The sequence below is a fragment of the Chloracidobacterium sp. genome (assembly GCA_025057975.1).
GTDB lineage: Bacteria > Acidobacteriota > Blastocatellia > Chloracidobacteriales > Chloracidobacteriaceae > Chloracidobacterium.
This window is the reverse complement of the sequence record JANWUV010000012.1, coordinates 68,256-93,904: the sequence shown is the minus strand read 5'-3', so window position 1 is coordinate 93,904 and position 25,649 is coordinate 68,256. Positions and strand designations below refer to the sequence as shown.

Annotated in this window: 18 protein-coding genes and 2 tRNA genes; 14 read left to right on the top strand and 6 right to left on the bottom strand. The window is 60.5% G+C overall.

What is annotated here, in order from left to right; genetic code table 11:
- Positions 1-135: 135 nt before the first annotated feature.
- Both NZ585_11525 and NZ585_11520 read left to right on the top strand, forming a co-directional pair.
- Positions 136-1,842 (top strand): tetratricopeptide repeat protein, encoded by a 1,707-nt coding sequence (locus NZ585_11525; protein MCS7080657.1) that lies wholly within the window; start codon positions 136-138, stop codon positions 1,840-1,842.
- 313 nt (positions 1,843-2,155) lie between these two features.
- A complete protein-coding gene (locus NZ585_11520) occupies positions 2,156-6,112 on the top strand; it encodes a carboxypeptidase-like regulatory domain-containing protein (GenBank protein MCS7080656.1) in 3,957 nt (1,318 codons plus the stop codon).
- A 399-nt stretch (positions 6,113-6,511) separates the two neighbouring features.
- Here the strand turns inward: NZ585_11520 and NZ585_11515 are convergent, their stop codons facing one another.
- Positions 6,512-10,114: a hypothetical protein gene (locus NZ585_11515; protein ID MCS7080655.1), complete on the bottom strand. Its 3,603-nt coding sequence runs from the start codon at positions 10,112-10,114 to the stop codon at positions 6,512-6,514.
- A gap of 355 nt (positions 10,115-10,469) precedes the next feature.
- Here NZ585_11515 and NZ585_11510 point away from each other — a divergent pair, with 355 nt between their 5' ends.
- Complete coding sequence (locus tag NZ585_11510; protein MCS7080654.1) at positions 10,470-11,075, top strand: class IV adenylate cyclase; 606 nt, start codon at positions 10,470-10,472, stop codon at positions 11,073-11,075.
- A 34-nt stretch (positions 11,076-11,109) separates the two neighbouring features.
- Positions 11,110-12,549 carry an AarF/UbiB family protein gene (locus NZ585_11505; protein ID MCS7080653.1) on the top strand — a complete coding sequence of 480 codons (1,440 nt, stop codon included), beginning with the start codon at positions 11,110-11,112 and terminating at the stop codon, positions 12,547-12,549.
- Between the two features lie 104 nt (positions 12,550-12,653).
- Here NZ585_11505 and NZ585_11500 read toward each other — a convergent pair whose 3' ends face one another.
- The 3 genes from NZ585_11500 to NZ585_11490 are packed head-to-tail and all read right to left on the bottom strand — an operon-like array spanning position 12,654 to position 14,145.
- On the bottom strand, positions 12,654-13,109 hold the full coding sequence (locus tag NZ585_11500) for a molybdenum cofactor biosynthesis protein MoaE (protein ID MCS7080652.1): 456 nt from the start codon (positions 13,107-13,109) through the stop codon (positions 12,654-12,656).
- 6 nt (positions 13,110-13,115) lie between these two features.
- The gene (locus NZ585_11495; GenBank protein MCS7080651.1) at positions 13,116-13,379 is read right to left on the bottom strand and encodes a MoaD/ThiS family protein; all 264 of its coding nucleotides are present in this window, start codon (positions 13,377-13,379) and stop codon (positions 13,116-13,118) included.
- Positions 13,380-13,404: 25 nt separating this feature from the next.
- On the bottom strand, positions 13,405-14,145 hold the full coding sequence (locus NZ585_11490) for a 16S rRNA (uracil(1498)-N(3))-methyltransferase (GenBank protein MCS7080650.1): 741 nt from the start codon (positions 14,143-14,145) through the stop codon (positions 13,405-13,407).
- A 168-nt stretch (positions 14,146-14,313) separates the two neighbouring features.
- On the opposite strand from NZ585_11490, the gene NZ585_11485 reads away from it, so the two are divergent.
- From NZ585_11485 to NZ585_11460, 6 genes are all read left to right on the top strand, one after another.
- Positions 14,314-15,231, top strand: coding sequence for a VWA domain-containing protein (locus tag NZ585_11485; GenBank protein ID MCS7080649.1), 918 nt, complete (start codon positions 14,314-14,316; stop codon positions 15,229-15,231).
- Positions 15,232-15,376: 145 nt separating this feature from the next.
- Positions 15,377-17,278, top strand: a complete 1,902-nt coding sequence (gene dnaK, locus NZ585_11480) for a molecular chaperone DnaK (GenBank protein ID MCS7080648.1) — start codon at positions 15,377-15,379, stop codon at positions 17,276-17,278.
- Between the two features lie 97 nt (positions 17,279-17,375).
- Complete coding sequence (locus tag NZ585_11475; GenBank protein MCS7080647.1) at positions 17,376-18,308, top strand: DnaJ domain-containing protein; 933 nt, start codon at positions 17,376-17,378, stop codon at positions 18,306-18,308.
- Between the two features lie 24 nt (positions 18,309-18,332).
- Positions 18,333-18,767, top strand: a complete 435-nt coding sequence (locus NZ585_11470; protein MCS7080646.1) for a MerR family transcriptional regulator — start codon at positions 18,333-18,335, stop codon at positions 18,765-18,767.
- 19 nt (positions 18,768-18,786) lie between these two features.
- Complete coding sequence (crtI, locus tag NZ585_11465; protein ID MCS7080645.1) at positions 18,787-20,304, top strand: phytoene desaturase family protein; 1,518 nt, start codon at positions 18,787-18,789, stop codon at positions 20,302-20,304.
- An 11-nt stretch (positions 20,305-20,315) separates the two neighbouring features.
- On the top strand, positions 20,316-20,840 hold the full coding sequence (locus tag NZ585_11460; protein ID MCS7080644.1) for a hypothetical protein: 525 nt from the start codon (positions 20,316-20,318) through the stop codon (positions 20,838-20,840).
- Positions 20,841-21,023: 183 nt separating this feature from the next.
- On the opposite strand, the gene rfbB is transcribed toward NZ585_11460, so the two are convergent.
- Positions 21,024-22,031 carry a dTDP-glucose 4,6-dehydratase gene (rfbB, locus tag NZ585_11455; GenBank protein ID MCS7080643.1) on the bottom strand — a complete coding sequence of 336 codons (1,008 nt, stop codon included), beginning with the start codon at positions 22,029-22,031 and terminating at the stop codon, positions 21,024-21,026.
- 290 nt (positions 22,032-22,321) lie between these two features.
- Here rfbB and ccsA point away from each other — a divergent pair, with 290 nt between their 5' ends.
- A complete protein-coding gene (ccsA, locus tag NZ585_11450; GenBank protein MCS7080642.1) occupies positions 22,322-23,950 on the top strand; it encodes a cytochrome c biogenesis protein CcsA in 1,629 nt (542 codons plus the stop codon).
- A 76-nt stretch (positions 23,951-24,026) separates the two neighbouring features.
- On the opposite strand, the gene NZ585_11445 is transcribed toward ccsA, so the two are convergent.
- A tRNA-Lys gene (locus tag NZ585_11445) sits at positions 24,027-24,099 on the bottom strand.
- A gap of 200 nt (positions 24,100-24,299) precedes the next feature.
- Here NZ585_11445 and NZ585_11440 point away from each other — a divergent pair.
- The 3 genes from NZ585_11440 (at position 24,300) to NZ585_11430 (ending at position 25,497) form a co-directional block, all read left to right on the top strand.
- Positions 24,300-24,716, top strand: a complete 417-nt coding sequence (locus NZ585_11440; protein ID MCS7080641.1) for an NADH-quinone oxidoreductase subunit A — start codon at positions 24,300-24,302, stop codon at positions 24,714-24,716.
- An 84-nt stretch (positions 24,717-24,800) separates the two neighbouring features.
- Positions 24,801-25,337, top strand: coding sequence for an NADH-quinone oxidoreductase subunit NuoB (gene nuoB / locus NZ585_11435; protein MCS7080640.1), 537 nt, complete (start codon positions 24,801-24,803; stop codon positions 25,335-25,337).
- 84 nt (positions 25,338-25,421) lie between these two features.
- Positions 25,422-25,497, top strand: a tRNA-Ala gene (locus NZ585_11430).
- Positions 25,498-25,649: the final 152 nt, after the last annotated feature.

The following is a 25,649-nucleotide window of genomic DNA, read 5'->3' as shown; positions in this document are numbered from 1 at the left end:
CCCGGCGGGTAGGGGCGGCGAGTGTGGTGCGGTGTCTGCGATGCGGCTTTCCGACAGACGGCGCAGCGGGGTAGACTTGCCGGTCGGTTGATAATCTCAAGGGAAGGCCTGAACGCACTGAACATGCAGGTGAACATGCCTCGAAGCAAGCCGGTTCATCGGCGAAGCCAGCGGCGTTGGTTGGACTGGGGACTGCCAGCGGCGCTTTTGGCGTGGTTGTGCTTTGGCCCAGCACCGGCGGGCGGCACGGCGACGGCCGCCGAGGTCGTCCTCACCCTACCTTTTGAACATACAACGACGCGACCAGAGCATAACTGGATTCGTGAAAGCTTCACGGTCACGATGTCCGAACTGCTTGACGCGCCGGGCCTAATCCCCGTGCCGCTTGACGAGTGCCACCTCGCCTATGAAAAGCTTGGTCTCTCGCGGACGGCGCTACTGACACGCGCCACGGAAATCAAGCTGGGCGAGGCCGTCGGCGCCGACCTCCTCGTACGCGGCTCCTACATGGTGACGGGCGAAGGCAAGGACAGCACACTGACGGTTCGGGCGCAGATGATTTCTCTGCGCGAGGGAAAGTTGCTGGGAAGTGAACACACTCTCAGTGCGCCGCTGGCCGATTTGCAGGTCATCCAAGGTAAGTTGGCGTGGGCGTTGCTTTACCAGCGCAATCCGGCGTTGCCGTTTTCACGCGACCGCCTCATCGCGCGGGCGACGCGCATTGCGCCGAGCGCCTACGAGATTTACGTCAAGGCGCTGGCGACGGAGGATGCCTCCGACCGCACACGGCTGCTGATTCGCGCCATCGAAGAGGCGACGCGCAACGCTCAGTTGACATTCCCGCAGGCGTACTTTGAGTTGGGCCTGATTCACTATCGCGCCGGACGCTACGACGAAGCTCTGTCATGGCTGGAACGGGTTCGTCCAACCGACCCGCGCGGACTGGAAGCCAACTTCTACCTTGGCGTTTGCCAGATTCTGACGAACAAAACGGAAGCGGCCGTCAAGACGCACGGCGCGTTGCTGGCGCCGATGCCGTTGTTTGAGACTTATGTTAACGCTGGCGTGGCGTACATGCAAAAGGGTGACTTCGCCGAGGCCGCGCGTCTGACCAAGCTGGCGGCGGACACCGTACCCACGGATGACGAGGCGCTGTTCAACTACGGCTACGCCCTCTGGCGCGACGGACGCGCCGCCGAGGCGCTGACGCCGCTGGAAACGCTGACCAAGCGTTCGCCGGAGCAGGGACGGGCGTGGTACGTTCTGGGCAAAAGCTACGCCAAGCTCGGCCGCGCCGGCGATGCAACCGCCGCGCTGGAGGCGGCCAAGCGGTACGCCCCGGACTTCGCCAAGTGGGAAACATCCGGCAAACCGCCTTGGCTGCCGTATCTCAAGATGCGCTTCAACCGTGAGGCCTTTCACCGCTACGCGCGCGGCGAGGAGCAAAACCGGCAGCAAGCGTTTCTGGGCGTTTCGACCATGCAGCGGGTTGAGGAACTGATGCGCGTCGCCCAATCCGCCTTTCTGGCCAACCAGTCCGATGTTGCGATCGAGCATTTAGGGCGGATTATTCAACTCGCTCCCGACTACAGCGAAGCTCACCTCTTGTTGGGGCGCGTCCACGAACGGCGGGGAGATTTACCGGCGGCGGTCAATGCGCTCAAGGCGGCGGTGTTTTGGAATCCCAAGCTCACAGCGGCGCATGTCCTGCTGGGGCGCATCTTGTTGACGCAAGGAGACCGCGTACGCGCAGCGGCGCACGCTCGACAGGCGCTCGATCTCAACCCCGACGACGTTGACGCCCAAGCGCTCCAGCGACTCTTGTTAACGCCTCCACGTTAGTGGACTTTCCGAGACCAGGTAGCGCGTCAGCTCGCCTTGGCGTAGACGACATTCCCCAACAGACGCCAGGCCGTTGACGCCGTCTACCCCGGAGTATTGCTACACTTGCACAAAACTTGCGCAACATACCTAGAAGTCAGTTTACATTAAGTTCACACTTAAGAAAGATGGCGTAACATTTCTGTTAGAAGGAATGTTACCTGCGCTGTCTAGCGTCCGTCCCGTTTACAGACAAGTGACCCGCTTTGCCCACGGCAAGGTCGGGCTCCCGTTCTTAACGGCCTCTCTTTTGGGCTTCCGAGGAGGATGGACTATGTTTAGACAGCGCATCACCCGTCTGGTGTGCGTCGCCGCATGGACGGTCGCCTTGGCGTTTGGCGTGGTTGATACCGCGTCGGCGCAAGTCGGGGCGACCGGCAGCCTGGGCGGCGTCGTACAGGACCCAAGCGGCGCAGCCCTGCCGGGCGTCACCGTCACCGTCAAGTCGGACGCCGGCGTCGAGCGCACCGTGCAAACCGACAACAACGGTCGCTGGCTCGTGCCGGTGCTGCCGACCGGGATTTACCAGATCAGCTACCGCCGGGATGGTTTCAAGGAACTTGACCGCAAGGGCGTCGAAGTCGAGGCGGCCGTGCCGCGTACGATTGACGTAAAGCTCGAAACCGGCGCGATTTCCGAGACGATTACGATTACCGAGGACGTGCCGTTGCAGGTCGTTACAACGACCGCCGCGACGTTCCGGCAAATCAACGCCGAACAACTCACGAAAGTGCCGACCTCGACCCGCAGCTTCACGCACCTGCTTTCGACTGAAGCCGGCGTAGCGGCCGACCTGCCGCCCGTTTCCATCAACGGCAACGGCAATGTGTCCCCGGCGGTGAACGGCACGCGCACGACGAGCACCAGTTTGCAGTTCAACGGCATTGACGCCACCAACATTACGAGCAACGAAGGCTCGCTGGACGGCAACATCTCGCCCGCCCCCGAAACGCTTTCGGAAGTCAAGCTCCAGACCAGCCTTTACGACGCCTCAACCGGACGCTCCGGCGGCGGCAACTTCCAGCTTGTGACCAAAAGCGGGACGAATGAGTTTCACGGCTCGGCCTATCACTACCTGCAAAATGAAGTCTTCAACGCCAATGACTTCTTCTTTAACCGCGATGGGATTGAGCGGCCGCGCGCGCGGCGCAATGAAGGCGGCTTTACGATTGGCGGTCCCGTCCTGAAAGACCGGCTGTTTTTCTTCGGCGGCTACCAGCGGACGCAAGCCAGCACGGCGTTTGTACCCACTGCGAGCAGCGTCACGGTGTTGCCGCAGTTTCTCCAACTCATCGGCAGCGACCGCTCGGCGGCGCGCATCGCAGCGGCTGTCAACCAACTCAATCCGGGTCTCAATTTGCTGCCGTCGGAAATTAGTCCGGTGGCGCTCAACCTGCTCAACCGGCGGAATCCCGTCACCGGCGGCTTCTTGATTCCGATTCCGGGACCGAACGCCCGCCTCGTTGGAACGGACAGCGGCACGGGGCTGCCGGGGCTGCCGGTCAACGTCACCGGCAACGCCGTCACTGTCACCTTTACCAACTTGGCGACCGGCACAACGCGCAACGTCAACACTGGCCCGGCGGGCGGGACGCGCGGCAACCCAATGCTTCAGGATCGCATCGTGCAGCCGGCCGATTTCCGGCAGGATCAGGTCACCTCGCGCATTGACTGGCAAATCGCCGGCAACAACCGCCTGAGCGGCATCTTTTTCTTCGCCGATTTTCCGGGCTTCGATCCCTTCACAGCCCCGACCAACCTTGCCTCGCCGGCGACTATTCGCCGCGCCGACCAGAACTACTCCGTGGCGGTTTCGGACGTACACACCTTCTCGCCGACGCTCATCAATGAGTTTCGGTTCGGCTACTTCCGCCTGCGCAACTCGCGGGCGCTCGACAACCCGTTTATCGTACAGCCGGATGAAATCGCCCGGACGTTTAATGCGCCAGATCTGCGTACCTTCAACCCAGCCTCCATCTTTGATTCCAGCATTAACTCCTTCCGTCTCCCGCGCATCATCACGCGGGCAGGAAACTTTTCCATCAACGGCCCGAACGACGCCTTCAACAAGCGGCTGCAAAACACGTATTCGCTGTTCAATACGCTGACGTGGGTCAAGGGCGACCAGACGTTCCGCTTCGGGGGCGAGTTCAAGCGCCACTTCTTCGACACTGACCTGCCGGAGGAACAGGGCATTGAGTTTGAAAAGCTCGAAAACTTTACGCAGTTCCTCGCCGGTCGGGTGACGGAAGCCGACACGCAATACGGCTTCACCCAGAAAAACTTCCGGTTCTTTGACCTAAGCTTTTTCGCTGCCGCCGACTGGCGCGTCACAAACAACTTCACGCTCAACTACGGCGTGCGCTACGAGTACTTCGGCACACCGAGCGAAAAGCGCGGGCGATTTGGGAACTTCTACCCCGACCTTGTCACCGATCCCAACAACATCATTGGCGGCTTTGTCGTGCCGTCCAACGCGAAGCCGACTGGCTTCAACGCGATTGACGCTTCAATTGACCGGGCGCCGCGCGCCAGTACGCGCAGCACCATCAATGACGACCGGAACAACTTTGCGCCGCGCTTAGGCTTTGCCTGGACCCCGTTCAACGACGGACGCTTTGTCGTGCGCGGCGGCTACGGCTTCTTCTACGACCGTCCATCGGCGGCCTTTATCAACACGGTGTTCAGCAACTACCCGCACCTGCGTGAAATCGAAGTGACCGCGCCGGCGGGCAACGTACCGTTCACCACAGCGTTTTCGCAGCAGAACCCAAACACACCCTTCTTCCAGTTCCTCACCGGCATTCCGGCGCAGGGTATTCCGGGCGTACGCGTGGTGCGCACTGCCGGCGCAACCGGCACGTATCAAATCCGCGACGGCACGGGCGTGACCCGGCAGGCGGACGGCTCGCTTAACCCGATTGACCCGGCGACCGGACAGCCATTCCTCGGCAACATTGCGGAAACCTTTGAGTTCCGCGCGGTTGACCGCCGGCTGCGGACGCCCTACATCCAGCAGTGGAACTTTGGCATCCAGTACGAACTGCGCAAAGACTGGATTGTGGAAGCGCGCTACATCGGCACGAAGGGCACGAAGTTGTTGCAGGCGGTCATTCTCAACCCCGTGTTTGACATGAACGACCCCAGTACACCCGACCTGATTTATGAGCGATTCAACCGGGCGTATGTCGCCGCTGGCAGCCCGAACGGCCCGCTCAATCCTGGCGCGACGGCGCGTGAGCGCGGCATGGGACGCGCGTTCGGCTTCCCGAATCCGGCGTTCCCAGTTGGCGATCCACGGCGGACGATGGACCTTAATCTAGCGAACGCGGCCGGCTCAGTGCTTCCCTTTGAGGCGCGCGGGTTGTACTTGGGGTTGAACATCCCCGAAGCCATCCTGCTCACCTCATCGGCAAGTTCAATCTATCACTCGTTGCAGTTGACGACGCAGCAGCGCTTCAGCTTCAACGAATCGTACGGCGGCTTGAGCTACTTTGCAGCCTACACGTGGTCAAAATCAATTGACGACATCTCGGCTGACCCCGGCAGTACAGCGGGGAACGCCCGCCCCGACACGCCAAACACCGGCTTTGTGGCGTCGGGCAATCCGCGCAATCTCCGCGCCAATCGCGGCCCGTCCGACTTTGACCGGACGCACCGCTTCAGCGCGACGGCGGTGTATGACTTTCCGACCTTTGGCTCCAACAGCCGCTTTGTCAAGGGATGGGCGCTTTCGACGTTCATTCAGGTGCAGTCTGGCGCACCGTTCAGCATCTTCTCCGGTGAGCCGGAACTCACCTCTGTTGGACCAAACGGCGCAAACTTTACAAGTCTGCGGCTTGGATCGGGTGGCTTGTTCCGTCCCGGCTTTGGGCGGCCGAACCTTGCACCGGGAGCAACCATTCGTGATCTGCGGCGGCGCGGACCCGATCCAACTGAGCAGTTCTTCAATCCGGCGGCGCTGGCGTCGCCGCTGGGCGGCCACGGCAACCTCGGCCGGAATGTCCTGCGTGGGGCGTTCCAGAAGCGCGTGGACTTCAGCTTGGCCAAGAACACGGCGATTACAGAGCGCGTTGGCGTCGAGTTCCGCTGGGATGTCTTCAACGCCTTCAACAATGTCAACTTCGCCTTGCCCGGTAATGATCTGCAGGATTCGGGCGATTTCGGGCGAATCAACAATACGGTCGGTGGCCCGCGCATTATGCAGTTCAGCCTGAAGGTGCGCTTCTAAGCCGCCGGGCGGCGCAACCGCTTCCGACAAAAACGGGCGCGAGGTATCCAGCCTCGCGCCCATGCTTTTTTTAGCCGCCCCCTCGGCCGACGAAAAAACTGGTTGTGCTTAACGGTGAATGCATACCTCGACCTCTTCAGAGGCCTGCATGCAGAATTTAGGCCGAGCAGTTGCACAAGTCAGCTGTGCAAGCCGCAATGACCAGAGGTTCCGCACCCCCGCCACCACAGGACACACCATCAAAACTTCGGGCACCCCTTACACGGCTTGCCGGACTTCTTGTACTTCTTACAGCACTTGTTTTTACGCTTGTGACGGTAGAGGCGCACGCTTCAGCCGCTCCTTACAAAAAGTTTCTGAAGCGAGCTTACTTCAAACCGAAAACGGTTTTCAAATCCGCTATCCCTCTGTGACCAGCGGTAAGGTCTCCTCGTCAACAACGTAGTAGGTCACGCTCTGCCAGCGTGAGATGCTGCCAGCGGTCGCCGAGCCGTCACCAAACGCCAACCAGCGACGCGGTGGACGACCGTCGCGAGCCGCCGGGCGCACCCAAAACCTGCCTAGGCCGACGATGCACTCAACGCCATTGAAGGCGATGCGAATATCACCACCCTGCAACATAACGGTATAGGTGTTAATCCCGGCGCATGGATTGCAGGCGTAGGCCAAATCCGGCGTGCGCAGCAGGCGAATCCCATCCGGCTGAATGAGCAGAGCGTCAGCATAGCGGTCGTTTTCAAACCACACGGCGCAGCCGGTGGCGTCACGCTCGCCGACATAAGCGACAAGCTGCATTTTGATCTCAACCACGACTTTCTGCTCGGCCGTCACGTTCCAGGGCAGGTAGAAAAACGCGCTGTTTTCCGCGCTGTAGGTCGTATCAAGCAAAAGCGAGCCGTCCGGCTCAGTGCGAATGAGCGTGTTGCCCGATACCTCAACACCCCAACCCAGTACCGTCGCAGCGACGTGTCGGGGACGAGCTTGAGAAGCAGCGACCGATGCGACTTGAGGAGCGACGCTGGACGCCGGCTCTAAGCGGCGGTGGCTTGGCAGTGGGAGCGGCGTCAGTGGTTGTTCCGTAAAGCGCTCCATCTGTTCCGCAAACCTAGACACCTCCACTGGCGTGGAGCTTGACTCATGCAGGGAGTCGGCTGGGAGCTGTTCTCCGCTAGCCGTTTCAGCCTCACCAAGCGCTTGAGCTAAGCCTTGGTGGTGCGGTTCCATCCCTGGGACGCCAGCGGACGGCGCAGCCATGCCCCGGACGGACTGCCCTACTGGGAACACTCGAAGGATGCGGTTAGCGTTGGAATCGGCGATATACAAGTCGTGCTGGAAGCCGACAACAATACCGCGCGGCGCATCCAATTCGGTTTCCTGCGCTCGGCCGACCTGCCGCCCGCGCCCGCGCCCACAAATCAGCGAGGACGTGTAGCCACCGTTACCGTCGGGCGTCAGCCGTAAAACACGATGGTGGTTGGTGTCGGCGACATAAAGGTTGCCGTACACGTCGAGCGCCAATCCGTTTGGAAAATTCAAGTGACGCATCTCGCCGCCGCCGAACACCGTTTTTACCGTGCCGTCCGGGAACACACAGCGGACGGCGTGGTTAGCGGCGTCCGTCACGAAGCACAGACCGGAAACATCAAGCGCAATGGCATACACCCAGCCAAACATCGCCCGCTCGCCGACGCCATCTCGAAAACCGCGTTCCCGCCCAGCCAAGGTGCGTACGTAGCCATCTGGGGTGATGAGCCGTACCGTCACACCATCGGTGACATAGACGCCGCCGTGCAGGTCAGCCGCAACACCTTTGGGACCCTCAAAGGCGGCGGTCACCAAGGGGCCGTCCTCGATGCGGGCAATGCCTGTCCCCGCCAGCGTACGCACCTCGCCGTCGCGTGTCACAACCCGTACGCGGGCGTTCAGGTGGTCGGCAACGTAAATCTGCCCCTGCGCGCCGACGGCAATGCCCAGCGGGCCGTTGAATTCGGCTTCCGCGCCACGGCCATCCCGAAAACCGCGTTGGCGGCCGCCGGCGAGCGTTCGTACTTCCCCGCCCGGCGTCAGCATGCGAATGGCATGGTTAAAGTGGTCGGCGATGAACAGCGTGCCGTCAGCGTCCATCGCTAGCCCAACCGGGTGATTGAGCTGCGCGGCAACGCCAAAGCCGTCCCTGAGTCCGACCTCGCCACCTGCGACAACTTCTACCACCAAGTCGGCGATGTCGGCGGTGCCCAATCCAACTTGGGCGGCGAAGGGTGCAATTCGGCGCGGCGATGAGAGGGCGCTAGCATGTAACACTGGAGTCATTGAAGGCTTCGTCTGCCTCTGATCCTCAGGCGATGGCGGCCGCGGTGACCGTACAGGAAGTTCTTCCGGCAGATTCGGCGTTGTCTCAGCCTCGTCCAGGCTCTGAAGGCGAACCAACCGGATGGCATGCCGCTCGCGGTCGGTAACGTACAACCGATTCTCGAAAAACGTCAGCGCCGTCGGCATCCAGAACTGCGCTGTAGCGGCGTCCCCATCCTGGCTTCCCTGTTGCCCGCCAGCGATGCGCACCACTGCGCCCCCCGGTAACACTGCCTTGAGGGAAAAATCGGCGGCGTCAAGCACGTACAGCGTTCCGTCTGGGCCGATACACAAGGCGACCGGATGCAAAATTGGAACGTCCTGTTGGTTTTCCGGCCCGACTGGAAGCGTCGTCACTTGCCCGTCACGGCTGAGTTTACGCAACCGGCGGTTGCCAGCGTCGGCAAGGTACAGGTTGCCAACCCGGTCAAGCGCCAACCCGCTCAGGGTATCAAACCGCGCCACCGCCGCCGGGCCGTCCATATACCCTGGCTCACTACCGGCCAACGTCGTCACCATACCGTCCGGCGTGATGCACCGCACGCGGGCTTCATCGGCGACATAGACCGTACCGAGAGCGTCTACGGCGACCGCCCGCGGCGACTTGAAACGCGCCTGCCTACCCACGCCGTCGCGCGTCCCCTCAACACCATCACCGGCTAGCGTTGTCACCATCCCGTCGAGCGTCATCCGGCGGATGCAGGCGTTGTTCAGGTCGGCGATGTAGAGATACCCAGCGGCGTAGGTAATGCCACGCGGTCCGTTGAATTCGGCCAGCAAGCCGAGGTCGTCCCGATGTCCGGCTCGTCCGCTGCCCGCCAGCGTCCGTACCAGTCCGTCCACTAAAATCTGACGAACCCGGTGGCCGCCGAAGTCCGCCACGTAGAGGTTGCCCTGTGGGTCGCAGGTAATTCCATTCGGGCGCAAAAACTTTGCCACCGTGAGCGGGCCGTCGGCGTACCCCCCTTCGCTCGCCGTCAGCGTACTCACCGTGATCCGCCAATCCGGCGACGCCTTCCGCTCTGGCGTGTGCGACGGCAAATCCTCCAACGTCGAGACATCGGTTTCGCTGTCGTTCAGACGGCGTGTTTCAATGTACGCGCTCGGATCGAAGCTCACCGCTTCAACGCGGCTCATAGAAATTCGGGCATCCGTCACTGACTGCCCGCCGACGGCAAAGCTATCGAGAATCAAGCGCGCGTCTTGCTCTGCCGCCTCAACTTCCGCTGTCGGGACGGCGATGATGAGCACGCCGTGCGACGTGGCGGACGACGGCGCGCCCGTTTGAGAAATGACGACCACCCAAAGCAAGCAAGGGTTTTCCCGCCAAACGACTTCAAGTTGCGCCGTCAAACCAGTGTAAAACCCGGTGGTGAACTTGTCCCCATGGACGACCGGCGGCAAGTGCTCCAGTAAATCTTGGAGGGCGACCGCTAGGGTTTCTTCTTCTGGCGTCGGTGACGAGCGAACAGAGACCGACCGAAACAGCGCCGTCATCCCATTCGGGCCACGGACGCCGTACTGGAAACCAGCGACGGGCGTCGCTTGCCAATCTGCAGGATGAACAAAGGAGAAGTCCCCGCTCGTGAATTTGACGACGGCCACCTCCGACGCCGCCGGTGCTTCAAGCTGATTTGGCGTGGGATCCGGCATAGTGGGTGCTCACCTCAAGGTTGCAGCGACCGGCGAAAGGGTTCAGATGCGGACGACGACTAGTCCGCCTCACCCGCCGCCCGCCTCCGGGTTTCAGGACGGTTGGTTGCCCAGTGAGAAGAACACGGCGTGAAGCATATGTACACCACAGTGGGGCTTCAAGACAGAGTGCATACAGGGTGTTGCTCCAAACGCGCTGCCCTCTAGCGTCCAGCGCTTCATCGAATGAGCCTGGCGCGACGGTGTACGATACCGGAAGCTGCGACCGCGACTGCTTCCAAAACCATGTCTGAACACGGGTTTCCCTGCCTTGCAGGCAAACCAAACCATTCCCCGGTTGTTGACCAAAAAACTTATGACGCACACCGAAGCCGAGATTAAGTTGGCCGGACCGACGCTCGACGCGCTGCACCAGCGACTGACGGCGGCCGGCTGCACGCTTGAACTTGTCGCCCCACGCCACTTTGAAGACAACTGGCTCTTCGATACCCCAGCGCGCTTGCTGTTCAACACACGCCAGGCTCTGCGGGTGCGCATCCGCGACGACAAGGACGGAGCAGTGCTAACACACAAAGGCAAACCCGCCGCAACTCCGCCCAGCGGCGTCAAGGTACGTGAAGAGATTGAAGTCACGGTCTCCGATGGCCCCGCCCTTATGCGCTTGCTTGAAAAGCTTGGGTTTGAGAAAACCTTCCGCTACCAAAAGTTTCGGACGACCTACCGCCTGCGTCATGCCGACGGTATCGAACTCTGGGCAATGTTTGATGAAACCCCTATTGGGTGCTTCGTCGAACTTGAGGGAGAGGCGACGAGCATCGAGCGCCTCATTCGGTGTCTTGGGCTTGCGCCCGGTGACTACATTACAGTGTCTTACCCACACCTTCAGTTCGAACGCTGCCGAGCGGACGGCAAACCCCTTGAAGATATGACTTTCACTTTGTCGTCTGGTGATGGACGATAGAAACAGCCCACTGTCGACACCGAAGCTTGGAAGCATGTCGCCTCGTTCTCCATCGCGGTTTATGTCCTTTGCGCAGCAGGTGCGGCTCGCTCGGCGGGCAAGCACCATGCTCCGCCTAACCTTACCGACGACATTGGCGTTTGTCCGTGACCGCCGACGCTACTTGGTCTTCGGGCCGCCGCGCCCAGTTTCCGAAGCAATGCACCGCCAACGGGCGCAGACCATCAAACGGCACATCGAAACGCTCGGTACGGCTTTCATCAAGCTCGGACAACTGGTTAGCACGCGCCCTGACCTCGTACCGGCGGTTTATATTGAGGAAATTGCCAAGCTTCAGGACGGCATCACGCCACTGCCCGGAAAGGAAGCCCGTCGCGCCCTCGAAACCATTTACGGCATGCGACTGGAGGCCGTCTTTGATCGCTTCGATGAGCAGGCGTTGGCGGCGGCGTCGCTGGCGCAGGTTCACTACGCGGTCTGGCAAGGGCAGGATGTCGTCGTCAAGTTCGTCCGGCCGGATATTCCGGCGCAGATGGCGCTTGACCTCAAAATTGCCGGTTTCGTCATGCGCCAGCTTGATCGGCATTTTTCCAACTCGTTGACCCGCATGCTGTCCACCGCCATCGCTGAAGGCTCGAAGGGGATGGCGCAGGAGCTGGACCTGACAAACGAGATGGAAAACTTGGAGATGATGGCGCGGATTCTGGCTCGGCGGGAAGACGTCATCGTGCCGCTCATTTACCCAGAGGTTTCCGGGCCGCAGGTTATCGTGATGGAGTACTGTCCGGGCGTGAAGTTTACCGATGTAGAACGTCTGCGGGCCGCCGGCTTCGACCTTGATGATCTTATCGCTCGGCTGGTCAAGCTTTACGCCGAAATGATTTTTGTCGCCGGCGTCTACCATGCCGACCCGCATCCTGGCAACATCCTTGTTGGGGATGGCGGGCAGTTGATCCTACTCGATTACGGCATGGTGTGCCGTCTGTCGCGTGAGATGCGCACCGCCATTCTAGACGCTGTTGTCGCTGGCTTGCGTGGCGACCGGGAACGGCTGGTGGACGGTCTCTACGAAACCGGCATTGTCGCCGAAGGCACAAACCGCCGCCGGATTCACGCCTTCATTGAGGAAATTATCCGACTCCACCGGCGTGGGCTGGATGCGCAAAACCGCATGCTAGGCGTCGGGCTGGCTATTGAGCGGATGGCGCGGGAGTTGGGACTGAACCTGCCGCCCGAATTGGTCTACGTCTTTCGAAGCCTTTCGTTGTTGGAGGGCATGGCCTCGAAACTCCGTCCCGGCTGGAGTCTGATTGAGCACGGGTTTGAGCCGATCCAGGAAGCCTTAGCGCCCCAATACGTGCGGTCGCTCCTGAACAGCCAAGGCTTGCTCAATACAGCCGTAGATGAGCTTCGGCGCTTCTTCGGTCATCGTACGGTGCGACGCTTTACCCAAGAAGCACAGGGTATGATCTGACTTTACGGTACCGGGGAGGGAGGGTCGCAGGCGACAGCTGTTCGTTACAGCTGTTGTCCGCGGGCCGCCCGGCCATTTGGAGACAGTGCGGGCGCAATCGGAGATTACAGATCGAGCATCGGGCGGACACCCTCCACCCATACGTCGCCGTCCTCAAAGAATTCGTGCTTCCAGATCGGAACCAGCGTCTTAATGCGGTCAATTCCAAAGCGACAGGCGTCGAACGCCGTTGCGCGGTGGGGTGAAGTCGCTGCAACAAGGACGCTGGTATCAGAAAGTTGTAACCGTCCAAGCCGATGAACGAGCGCCAGCCGGTCAAGGTCGGGGTACTTGTCTCGCGCTTCGGCGGCAATTCGCCAAAGCATCTTGAGGGCCATTGGCTCATAGGCCTCATAGTCGAGGTAGAGCGTCCGGCGGCCGTGTAGGTTGTCGCGGACAACGCCTTCAAAGGTCACAACAGCTCCAACCGAAGGACGAATCAGCCGCCGGACAATCCCCGCCGTATCTATTGGTTCATACGTCAGCGCAATGATGTCGCCGGAGGGTTCGCTCGCTGTCATCGCACCTTAGCCCCCGGCGATTGGTGGAAAGACAGCGACTTCGTCGCCATTTTCAACTGGGGTTTCAGCGCGGGCGTAAGCTTCATTGACGGCGACCAGCAGGCTGCCACGCAACGGGGCAAGTTGTGGGTACTGTTCGCATACGGCGTCAAGGACGGCCCCCGCCGTCGTCGGGACAGCGACCTGGACCGGCGCGGCGTCCGCCCCAACCAGCGCACGACACTGACCGAACACCAAAACCTTGAGCAAAGCGTCATCAACAGTTTTCATCGCTCCTTGCATAAGGAAAGCCAGCTTAGTCGTCAACAAAATCACCAAATGCGGACTGAAGTAAGCCGACAGCAAGGATGCCCGCCGTTTCAGCCCGCAGGATGCGCCTTCCCAGTGTAACCAAATGCGCACCGTCGGCGACAGCCCGTGTCCGCTCGTCATGGCTCCAGCCGCCTTCTGGTCCGACAAAAGCTGTCACTACCGACGGTGGCGTGTCTATGCCTTTGACAATGCGACTCCAGCTTTGTCCGCCGTGCTCGGTGAAAAAGAATTTGACCCCTTCCATTGCCGTCACTTCGGCAAGCGGACGCGGCGCCGTGACGGGCGTAAGGCGGCTGCGTCCGCACTGCTTTGTCGCCTCACGGCTAATGCGCGCCCAACGGCTAAGACGTTCAGCGGAGAGTCCGCGCACAAGCCCTGGCTCGACGTGGCGGGTAACAAGCGGGACAATCCGGGTAACGCCAAGTTCAACAGCCTTCTGGATCACCCACTCAAACTTGTCGGCCTTGAGTAGGGCGGCGGCAAGTGTCAAGTCAAGCGGCGACTCGTTGGATGGGAGCGGTTCGGCCGGTACTAGACGGACGCCGCGTTTGGAGGCTTCCGTCACGACAGCACAGAAGGCGCGGCCCTGACCGTCAAAAACATTGACGGTTTCGCCAACACGAATGCGAAGAACGTGAACGGCATGGTGGGCTTCGTCGTCGGGTAGGTACACCTCGGCGGCTGTAAAGTTTTCCAACGGCGCGTAGAAGCGATGGTGGGGCATCGGTCGGTTGAATAGACTTTGCGGTGGGTTGTTACTCTAGCATCCTGTGAGTCGTCGTTGGACAGCAGACTTTGGCGAGACGGCGTCTTCAGCAGTCCTAAAGTGCTACATCTCTGGCCTTTAGACCAGCCGGCAAGACCCAGAACTCCGGGGGATACGGCGCAAGTGATGAACCGGCGGACGTTCATCGAACAGATTGGTTTTGGTTTCGGTTTAGTCATCAGCGTCGCCGGCAGCCGAGCGGCGGCGCAGTCGGGTCGCGTCGGTGGGGAACAGTCGCCACGCGCTCATCTGACGGTCATCGCGCAGGTTCCAGCACCAGACACGCCGCCGATTCGCCTGACGCCGACCGATATGACGCTCTACGACGCTGGGACAGAGCAAATCATTGAAAGCGTCGAACCCGATCCCTCTGCCGCCGTTATCGTCTTTTTGGCGGACAATTCGGCAACGTTTCAGGTTGAAGTCGGCGACATGGAACAACTGGCGCGGTCGTTGATTCGAGAACTCTTCACCGGCGACCGGTTGATGTTGGTCGGGTACGCCAAAGAGCCAGAAATCTTGTGTGAGCTGACGGAAGATGCCAGCCGGCTCATTGCTGGAGCAAAACTGTTTCGGAAACGCTCGACGCCCCGCCTCTATGACGCCTTGCTGGCCGTAACGGAGGATGTTTTTCGTCCGGCGACAACTGTCAGTAAACGAGTGATTGTGCTGCTCTCGGACGGTTACGACGAAGGTTCGCAAACCACCTTTGAGGATGCGCTGGCGGCGTTACAGTCAGTGGACGTGGTGTTGTACGCCTGGCAGGCGCAGGATCGCACCTACGGCGCACCACGTCCCAAGCGGCTTGGCCCGAAGCCGGTGGAAGTAATTCGCCGACTGACGGAAGACACCGGCGGGCGGGCTTTTCGGTTGGACGAAACTAATGCGGCCGCCATCTTGACTGATGAAGTTCGTCGGCGGTGGTTTACGGTGCGTTACGTGCCGCAACCAGCCGTAACGACAACAGCCGGGCGATTGTTGTTAGTGGCAGGCGATCCTCAGATGACGCTGCGGACTAAGAAGCGCCGCCTGCCGCGTCGGTAAGCTACGGCACTAAAATAAAGTTGACAACACTGGACTCAAGTATTATAGTGGCGGCATAAAAGTTCCAACGCCGGCCGGCGGGCTGTCACCCACCATCCAGCCGCGTTTCGTGAACCGCATTTCAACGATGAGTGGAGTGTAACGTATGGGGAAAATCATCGGGATTGATTTGGGGACAACCAACTCCGTGGTCGCCGTTATGGAAGGCGGTGAACCGGTCGTCATCACCAACTCAGAAGGAGCACGGACGACGCCATCGGTTGTCGCCTTCACCAAGGACGGAAGTCGCCTGGTTGGCCAGGTCGCCAAGCGGCAGGCCGTAACCAACCCGGAAAACACCTTCTATTCCGTCAAGCGTTTCATCGGCCGCCGGTTCAACGAGGTCAAAGAGGAAATCAAACAAGTGCCCTACAAGGTTGTTGAAGGGCCGAATGGCGATGTGCGTCTGGTCGGCGGCGGCAAGGAATGGGCCCCGCCGGAGATTTCCGCCATGGTGTTGCAAAAGCTAAAGACGGCGGCGGAAGACTATTTGGGGCATCCGGTGACAGAAGCCGTCATCACCGTTCCGGCCTACTTCAACGATGCCCAGCGGCAGGCCACCAAAGACGCCGGTAAAATCGCCGGTCTGGAAGTCAAGCGCATCGTCAACGAGCCGACGGCGGCGGCGCTGGCCTACGGGCTGGACAAGAAGAAAGATGAAACTATCGCCGTTTTCGACTTCGGCGGTGGGACGTTTGATATTTCGATTCTGGAAGTCGGCGAAGGTGTTGTCGAAGTCAAGTCCACTAACGGTGATACGCACCTTGGCGGCGACGACGTGGACGAATGCCTCATCAACTGGATTATCAGCGAGTTCAAGAAGGATCAGGGTATTGACTTAAGGTCCGACAAGATGGCGCTCCAACGCCTGAAGGAAGCCGCCGAGAAGGCCAAAATCGAGCTTTCGTCCGCGATGGAAACTGAAATCAACCTGCCCTTCATCACAGCGGACGCTTCTGGGCCGAAGCATCTGGTGATGAAGCTGACGCGGGCGAAGTTTGAGCAGTTGGTGGAGCACATTCTCCAGCGCACGCTTGAGCCCTGCCGCAAGGCGCTAGAGGACGCCGGTCTGAAGCCCTCCCAGATTGACGAGGTGATTCTGGTCGGCGGCTCGACCCGCATCCCCAGGGTGCAGCAACTGGTCAGGGAGTTCTTTGGCAAAGAACCCAACCGGTCAGTCAACCCCGACGAAGTAGTAGCGATTGGCGCGGCCATCCAAGCAGGGGTGCTGGCTGGCGACGTGAAAGACCTCCTGCTGCTCGACGTTACGCCGCTGAGCCTTGGGATTGAGACGCTGGGCGGCGTCAATACGATCATGATCCCGCGCAACACAACGATTCCCACCCGCAAGAGCGAGATTTTCTCGACGGCGACCGACAACCAAACCTCGGTCGAAGTGCATGTTTTGCAGGGTGAACGTCCGATGGCGCGGGACAACCGGACGCTCGGCGTGTTCCGGCTGGTGGACATCCCACCGGCGCCGCGCGGTGTCCCGCAGATCGAAGTCACCTTCGACATAGACGCCAACGGCATCGTCAATGTCACGGCGAAAGATTTGGGAACGGGCCGCGAGCAGAAGATTACTGTCACCTCCAGCTCCGGGCTCACTAAGGAAGAGATTGACCGGATGGTGCGCGAGGCCGAAGCCAACGCGGCGAAAGACCGCGAAATGCGCGAGCGCGTCGAAGCCAAGAACCGGCTCGATTCGCTGATTTACTCGACCGAGAAGTTGGTCGCTGAAAATCGTGCAAAGATCGAGTCGTCCACACTGTCGGAGATCGAAAGCGCACTGTCCGAAGCCAAGTCGAAGTTGGAAACGGCGTCGCTGTCAGAACTCAACAGCCTGTGCGACCGCTTGCAAAAGGCGACCTACAAAGTGTCTGAAATGATGTACAAGGACGCCGCCGGCCGCGCCGCCGGGGCTGCCAGCGCAAGCCGCCAAGACGCCGGCAAGGGTGACGACAACGTAATTGACGCCGAATACGTTGATGTGGACGACAAGCGGTGACCAAGCGCCATGAGACGGCTTGTGCCCCAGTCGCGCCGGCTGGGGCACAGCTGGCTCAGCCCTGACGCTTAGTCCCGACTGGATAGCGGAGGCAGTCATGGCGAAGCAGGACTATTACGCGACGCTCGGCGTTCCAAGAACCGCCTCAGCGGAAGAAATCAAAAAGGCTTACCGCCGACTGGCGCGCAAGTACCACCCGGACCTGAACCCCGGCGACAAGGCGGCGGAAGAAAAGTTCAAGCGCATTTCCGAGGCCTTTGACGTGCTGGGCGACGAGGAGAAGCGGAAAGTGTACGACCGCTTCGGAGTCTATACCGAGGCGCATGCGCAGGCGGCGAAAAGCGGCGCAACTGGCGGCGGCATTCCCTTTGACTTCGGCAACTTCGACTTTGGCGGCGCTACGTCGTTTCGGGACATTTTCGCGGAAATGTTTGGCGGCATGCGCGGAAGCGCCCGGGGGCCGTTTCCCCAAGCCGGACGCGACATCGAACAGACGGTTTCGATCTCGTTTGAGGAGGCGATGGAGGGAACGACCGTCAAGGTGACGCTCCCACCGATGGGTGGCCGGCCGGCGGAAACCATTACGGCGCGCATCCCGGCCGGCGTGGACAACGGCTCGAAGGTGCGGATCGCGGGCAAGGGTTATCCTGGCGTCAACGGCGGCCCGCCCGGCGACCTGTACCTTATCACTAATGTCGGGTCGCATCCGTTCTTTACGCGCAAAGGGGATAACATTTACTGTACCGTGCCGATTACCGTCCCAGAGGCGGCGCTGGGCGCCAAGATTGAAGTGCCGACCGTCGGCGGCAAAGCCCAGTTGCGGATTCCGCCGGGGACGCAATCAGGTCAAAAATTCCGGCTGCGGGAGAAGGGTTTTCCCGTCTTGCGCAGTCCCGGTACGCGCGGCGACCAATACGTTGAAGTCAAGATTGTCCTGCCTTCGGTCATCAGCGAAGAAACCAAGGAGCTCTTGCGTCAGTATGAACGCTTGAACCCGGAAAATCCACGGAAGTCGCTCGGCGTTGAGTGACCTCAACTTGTAGGGGCCCAAGCCATGACGACACGCAGCCGGAAGCAAACTAAGCCACGCCGGTACTCGATTGGCGTAGTGGCTGAAACGTTTGGCATTCATGAGCAGACGCTTCGCATGTATGAGCGGGAGGGCCTGCTTGTTCCGTCCCGCACGGCGCGCAACACCCGCTACTACACCGACGCCGACCTAGAGCGGCTGCGGTGTATCCTCAACCTGACGCGCGAAATGGGCGTCAATCTGGCTGGCGTCCAGATCATCCTTGGCATGCGCGACCGGATGGAAGAAATGCACCAGCATATGATGGCGCTGGTTGAGTACATCCGCGAGCATATGGCGACGCACACCGCCCACGCGCTGGTGCGGATGCCGCCCATGCACATTGTTCCGGTGGAGACGCCGCCGGACGGGCCGACGCCGGCGGTACGCGCCACCATCCGTCGAACAACCGTCGGGTGAGTCCCGGCGGATGTGGCGCATGAACGCGCAGCGTGTCATCATCGTCGGCGCCGGATTGGGCGGGCTGGCGGCGGCGCTCCATCTGGCGGCGCGCGGTTTTCAGGTTTGCATCCTTGAAAAGAACCCCACCGTCGGCGGCAAGCTCAACCGGATTGTCGCCGGCGGTTTTTCATTTGACACCGGCCCGTCGCTGGTGACGTTGCCCGACATTCTCCGGGACACCTTCGCCGTCGCTGGCGCGCGGCTGGAAGATTACCTCACGCTTCAGCCGCTGGACCCGATTTGCCGCTACCGCTGGCCCGACGGCGCACGACTTGATTTGTCGTCCGACTTGGCGAAGACCATCGCCGAGCTGCGCCGGCTCGCGCCGGAGGACGAAGCGGCGTTTTTTCGCTTTCTCAGTTACGGTGCCGACCTCTACACCGCGACTGCGCCAGTGTTTTTGTTCAATGACTTCCGCGACTGGCGCAATTTGTGGCGACGGCTCGACGGCCGCCTGCTGCGCCAGCTACCACGTTTGGCGACGTTCAAGACGGTCGCCGACCGGACGGCCGAGTTTTTCACCAGCCCCTATCTGCGGCAGTTGTTCAACCGTTATGCGACGTACAACGGTTCGTCGCCGTATCGGGCGCAGGCGACCTTCTGCCTGATTCCCTACGTCGAGTTCGCGTTTGGCGCGTGGTACGTCGCCGGAGGGTTGTACCGCATCGCCGAAGCGCTGGCGCAGGTTGCGCAGGCGGGGGGCGTTCAAATCCACACCGACACGCCCGTGGCGGAGATTGTCGTCGAGGCAGGGCGAACGCGCGGCGTTCGGTTGGCGGCTGGCGACTTCCTGCCTGCCGACGCCGTGATTTCCAACGCTGATTCGCTCTACACCTACGCGCGCCTCTTGCCCGGCGTCCGGCGGCGCACGTACAGCGACGACCGTCTGGCGCGCATTGAGCCGTCCTGTTCCGGGTTTATTCTGCTGTTGGGAACAGCGCGGAAGTTTGACGCGCTGGCGCACCACAACATCTTTTTTTCAAGCGACTACCCGGCTGAATTCGCCGACATTTTTGACCGCTTGACGCCGCCCGCCGACCCAACGATTTACGTTTGCGCGACGAGTCGCACCGATCCGACGCAAGCGCCGCCCGGCAGTGAAAACCTCTTTGTGATGGTCAATGCGCCGGCGGTTTGCAACGCCTACGACTGGGACGACATCGCGCCAGCGTACCGCAACCAGATTGTGGCGCGGCTGGAGGCGGCCGGACTGGAAGGTTTGGCGCGGAACATCGTCTTTGAGGACATACTAACACCCAAGCGGTTTGCGACGTGGTTTAACGCGCATCGCGGGGCGATTTACGGGCTTTCGTCCAACAGCCTGCGCAACGCCTTTTGGCGGCCGCCGATTCGGGCGCGCGAAGCACGAGGACTGTATTTCGCCGGCGGCGGGACGCATCCCGGCGGCGGCATTCCGCTTGTCCTACTTTCCGGCAAGATCGCGGCGGCGGCCGTGGCCGCCGACGTTGGTCAGGCGTCAACCTCAATGTGTTAGGAGATTGCTCTATGCAGCCGTCATGCATCGTTCGGGCGTTGGTCGTCGGCGCAATGTTGGGAAGCATGCTAATCCGGCCGGCGGTCGCGCAGTCGCCGGTCGGCAGAGTCGTCAAAGTCCCGCCGCGCGTCAGCATTCAGAGCTTTCGCTTTGATCCGCCGGAAATCGTTGCATCGGAATACGGCAACTTGGCGCGGCTGCGCGTCATCGCCCGGCTAGACCTAAACGACGGTGACCGAGGCAGTTACGAAGTGACGTTCGTGGCGATTCCTTTTGGGCAGACCGGCTTTGCCGATGTGCGTGTCAAGGACATTGCCAAGAGCGTCACGTTTACGGCGTCGCAGCCAGTGCAGGAAATCGAGTTTGAGTTTCGCGCCTTTCGCAACGAGCAACAGACGACGGATGTGGAAGTGGGCGCGGAAGTGGAGATTCCGGTTCAGCCGCAGCAGCACCTACCGTATCAGGTTCGGGGCTTCAATCCGCGGGTTTCTGACCGATTTCGACGCGGCGAGTTGCTCACCATCCGCAAACCCTAAGCAGGCGAGCCGCCTGGGGCACAGGCTTCCAGACCACTTCCGAGAAAATGTAGCAGGAGCATCCACCACGACCGTCGGCGGTTCTACGCGGAGGCTGGTAAGGGGTACTCGGCAGCCGACGGAAGGCTTACCGAACGGCCGTACTAAGCATGCCTGCATATGTCTGAAAAAAACAGGACGCATCTACAGCCCACCGTACATCCGAGCATAGTAGCGCCGATACTCGCCGCTGCGCGCCCGCGCCACCCAATCGCTATGTTCACGATACCACGCAATGGTTTGCGCCAAACCCTCCATAAACGGTATCCGCGGACGCCAACCTAGTTCACGCTCAATCTTGGAACAATCCACTGCATAGCGTTGGTCGTGGCCAGGGCGGTCGGCTACCTCGGTCAGCAGGGAAGTTGGTTTGCCCAACAAATCGAGCAGCATTGTCAGTACCGTCCGGTTCTCAAGGGGTGACCGCCCGCCAATGTGATAAGTTGCGCCGCGTTGACCCTGCTCAAGCACAATCTGCAAGGCGGCGCAGTTGTCGTCCACGTGAATCCAGTCGCGCACCTGCCGCCCGTCGCCATACACCGGAATCGGCCGATCCTCCAGCGCGTTGGTCAGCGCCAGCGGAATGAGTTTTTCTGGGAACTGGTAAGGGCCGTAGTTGTTGCTTGTACGGGTGATGACCACATCCAACCCAAACGTATGCGCCGCTGCACGAACCAAGTGTTCGGCGGCGGCTTTACTTGCGGCGTACGGACTGCTCGGCGCAAGCGGCGAGTCTTCCGCGAAGAACTGCCCGTCGGGAATGCTCCCGCCAACTTCGTCGGTCGAAATGTGTAGGAAGCGCTTGACGCCTTTTTCACGGGCGACATCCAACAGCACTTGGGTTCCTAAGACGTTTGTCGTGATGAACTCACGCGCGCTCAGAATGCTGCGATCAACGTGCGACTCAGCCGCAAAGTGAACAATGGCGTCGCAGCCATCGGGAATCGCGGCCCGCAGCGCCTCAGCGTCGCAAACGTCGCCGTGAACAAAGCGGTACGTCGGATGGTCGGCGACCTCGGCGACGTTATCGAGGTTGCCAGCGTAGGTCAGTTTGTCGAAGTTGATGATGGTCTCGGCCGGGTGTCGCTTCACCCAGGCCCGAATAAAAGCCGAGCCAATGAATCCCGCGCCGCCTGTCACAAAGATGGCCATGACTTGTCCGACATTCCTGTCTCGGTTGAGGTTAGCGAAGCCTATCGCACCGCGTCGAAGCTGCGCAAAGCCGCGTTCAACGCTTACGTAGAAGCCATGTCTTTTTGCGAACTATTCCCGTGAACGATTCCGGCTGCGCCAGGCAAGCGCCGACGATGGGTTGTCGCGCTGAAACGCAGTCGGTATAGTTTCACACGTTCTGTGGCGCGCCGTCGCCGGGCGGACACTTCGGGCGTGACCCCTCAACCACTCGCCCGCTTGCAGGTTTCACCCATCATTGAGGATGAGCTATGTCCACTGACGCACTCAACTTAGAGTCTTCCCTTCCCTCTACAGCTTCGTCGCCAGAAACAAAATCGGCTTGGTCGCGCAGCTTGCTGTTTATTGTCCCAATCGCAGCGGCGACCCTGCTGGTTTTGATGCGCGCTTCAGGTCTAGTTCCGACCGTCCTCAAAGAAGGCAATCTAACCGTTCTGGCGTTGCTAGCTTACTTGGGCGCAACCGCTGCGTACGTCATGTGGATGCTGGGGCGCGAATCGCTCCTGCTACACATCGGCATCGGGACGATGGCCTTTGGCTACATGATGAATCTCGCTGCTTGGGGCCTGCGGTGGATTGAGTACATCGAATTTGAAAAGACCAAACCGGCGATGCAGGCCGTCTGGCATACGCTGCCGTTGATGGAGAAGATTTCGCATACCTACCCGCTCAACAACCTCTACGACATCGGATTGGCGTTCACGGGCTTCGCCGTCTTGGCCAGTCTTATTATCACGACGCGCGACAAGTATCGCTTTATTGGGGCGGTAACGATGCCGCTGGCGACGCTGACGCTGACACTGGTCGTCTTTCTGGGGAGCGAAGTGACGACCCTCCAGCCGATTTTGCGGAGCTACTGGCGCCCGATTCACGTCAGCATCGCTGCCATCAGCTATGGGGTGTGTCTGGTGAGCTTTGGCATCGCTGTGCTGTACCTGCTCAAAGACGGCGTCCGCGTGGAGAGCATGGCGCTGTGGGTGGCGATTTTGGGCTTGGCGACATACGCAACCATCGGCGACTATAAGGTGCTGACGACGGGAACGTACGGGCTGGGTGTCCGGTGGATGGGCAGTGGGCTGAATCTGGCGGGCGGCGGTTCGCTGCGGGCGACGCTGCCCGGCGTCGGAACGCTGATGCAGCTTGGCTGGCTGGTCTACGCGGCGGCGGCGATTGCCCTGGCTATGTACTTCTTCCGCCACAACGAATCAGCCCGGCGGTGGGGTAACCGCCTAATGGCGGCGGCGCTGATCGTTCAGGTACTGATTTTCGGGGCGATTTTCTACCGGATGAAGTCGCCGATGGACATCAACGCCGCCATCAACCCCAATCAGCACCAAGCCTTCGGCGCATGGTTGGCGAAGCGTTCCGACCTTGATCCGGCGACGCTTGCGCCACAGCAGTTGCAGGCGGAAGGCGCGCGCTGGCTCAACCAGAACGCCAGCGCTCTGGAAATCAACTTCAGCTCGAATCCAGTTGAGTTGTCGGCCATTCTAACGCTCATTGCCTGCACGGCCTTTGTTGTTCTGTTTGCCTGGCGCGGCCGACAGATGCTGGAAAAACTCCCCAGCTTGGATGCGCTGGACGACCTCACCTACAAGACCGTCTCGGTCGCCTTTCCACTGCTGTTGATGATGTTGGTGACGGGCGCCGTGTGGGCGAATGAGTCGTGGGGGACGTACTGGAGTTGGGATCCAAAGGAAACTTGGGCGCTCGTGACGTGGTTAGCTTATGCGGGTTATCTCCATACGCGGATTGTCCACGGCTGGAAGGGGCGCACGTCAGCCTACTTCGCCGTGCTGGGCTTCATCTTCGTGCTGTTCACGTACTTGGGCGTGAGCTTCTTGCTGCCGGGACTGCACTCTTACGCCGGGGTGGATTGATTCCCCAACGGCCAGGGAGGGAAAAACAGGCAACGGGCGGCGTTTGTCGCCCGTTGCCTGTTTTAGGAAAGCAAGATGAGCCGTGCAGGACTCGAACCTGCGACCCACTGGTTAAAAGCCAGTTGCTCTACCGACTGAGCTAACGGCCCTTACGAAAAACGTAAGCCAGTAAGGTATGAGAACGGTTGCGGCGCTGTCAACGCCTATTCGCCTGGAACAAGTGACCTCCAGCAGGTTTGGACTTCTTGCGCTTTGTGCGGCGCGGCGGAACGCCTGCCGCCGAGCAGCCGCCGTCAACGTACGCTGGGTTACAGAAAGTCGCCAAGGCTTCGCCCATTGTCCGGGCGCTATGGTTTCCACGGTTTGCTTTCTCCTCCAGCAAGCGGCGACGGACGCACCGGTACGCGGCCCCATTATGGGCTACATTCCCATTGCTCTGCTGTTCGCTATCGCGTTGGCGATTCCAGTTGGGGCGCTCACGGTTGGGCGCTTTTTCCGGCGAACGGTCATGACACGGGAAAAACTGATGCCCTACGAGTGCGGCGTAGACCCAGTTAGCGACGCGCGAGAGCGCATCTCTGTGCGCTACTACGTCATCGCCATGCTGTTTCTCATCTTTGATGTGGAGACCATTTTCCTCTTTCCGTGGGCGGTCATTTTCGACCAGCTTGCCTTGTTTGGACTCATCGAAGCCTTCGTTTTTATTGGCATCTTGGTTGTCGGTTATTACTACGCTTGGTGCAAAGGCGCGTTGGATTGGGTGTAACGCGCTTGAACCGGGCGTGTAGATCGGCGCTGTTCGGTATGCCCCCAAGCCGACGCCCGCAGTAGTAAGAAAGGATGTTGAGCCGTGGTACGCGAAGAGGCACCGGGTTTAATCCTGTCGTCGGTTGACTACATCTTCAACTGGGCGCGTAAGTCCGCGCTCTGGCCTATGACGTTCGGTTTGGCCTGCTGCGCCATCGAAATGATGGCGACGGGCGCTTCGCGGTTTGACCTTGACCGCTTTGGCGCCGGCGTTTTCCGTCCCAGCCCACGTCAATCCGACCTCATCATCGTCGCCGGGACGGTTACGCTCAAAATGGCCCCGGTCGTCCGGCGCATCTATGAGCAAATGCCCGACCCCAAGTGGGTCATCTCGATGGGTTCGTGCTCCAACGTCGGCGGCCCGTTCAACACCTACTCGACGTTGCAGGGCGTGGACCGCATCATCCCGGTAGATGTATACGTGCCGGGCTGCCCGCCGCGCCCGGAAGCGTTGCTCTACGGGTTGATGCGCCTTCAGGACAAGATCATGCGCGAGCACCCAACCCGCTTCATGTTCGGGCGTGGCAACGAGGTCATTGAGCCGGAGAAGATTGAGCTAGAGAAGTCTGTAGCAGCGTAGCGTCGTGTATCGTCACGCAGGGCTTGACGATACGCTGCGACTTGAATACTGTTTTCGTTGCGAGCTGTTCAAGCTCACGGCTGTGGGGGTATAGCTCAGCTGGGAGAGCGCTGCAATGGCATTGCAGAGGTCAGCGGTTCGAACCCGCTTACCTCCACCAACCACAGTGAAGCGGGCGAGTCGTTGATTCGCCCGCTTTTTTATTGGCGCCGACTTTCCTCCCCCGAAAACCATTTCCGGTCGCCGACGAACATGGATTAGTTTCGACAACAAGCCGTCCCTGCGTCGGACGCGGCGTAGGCGAAGGCCGGA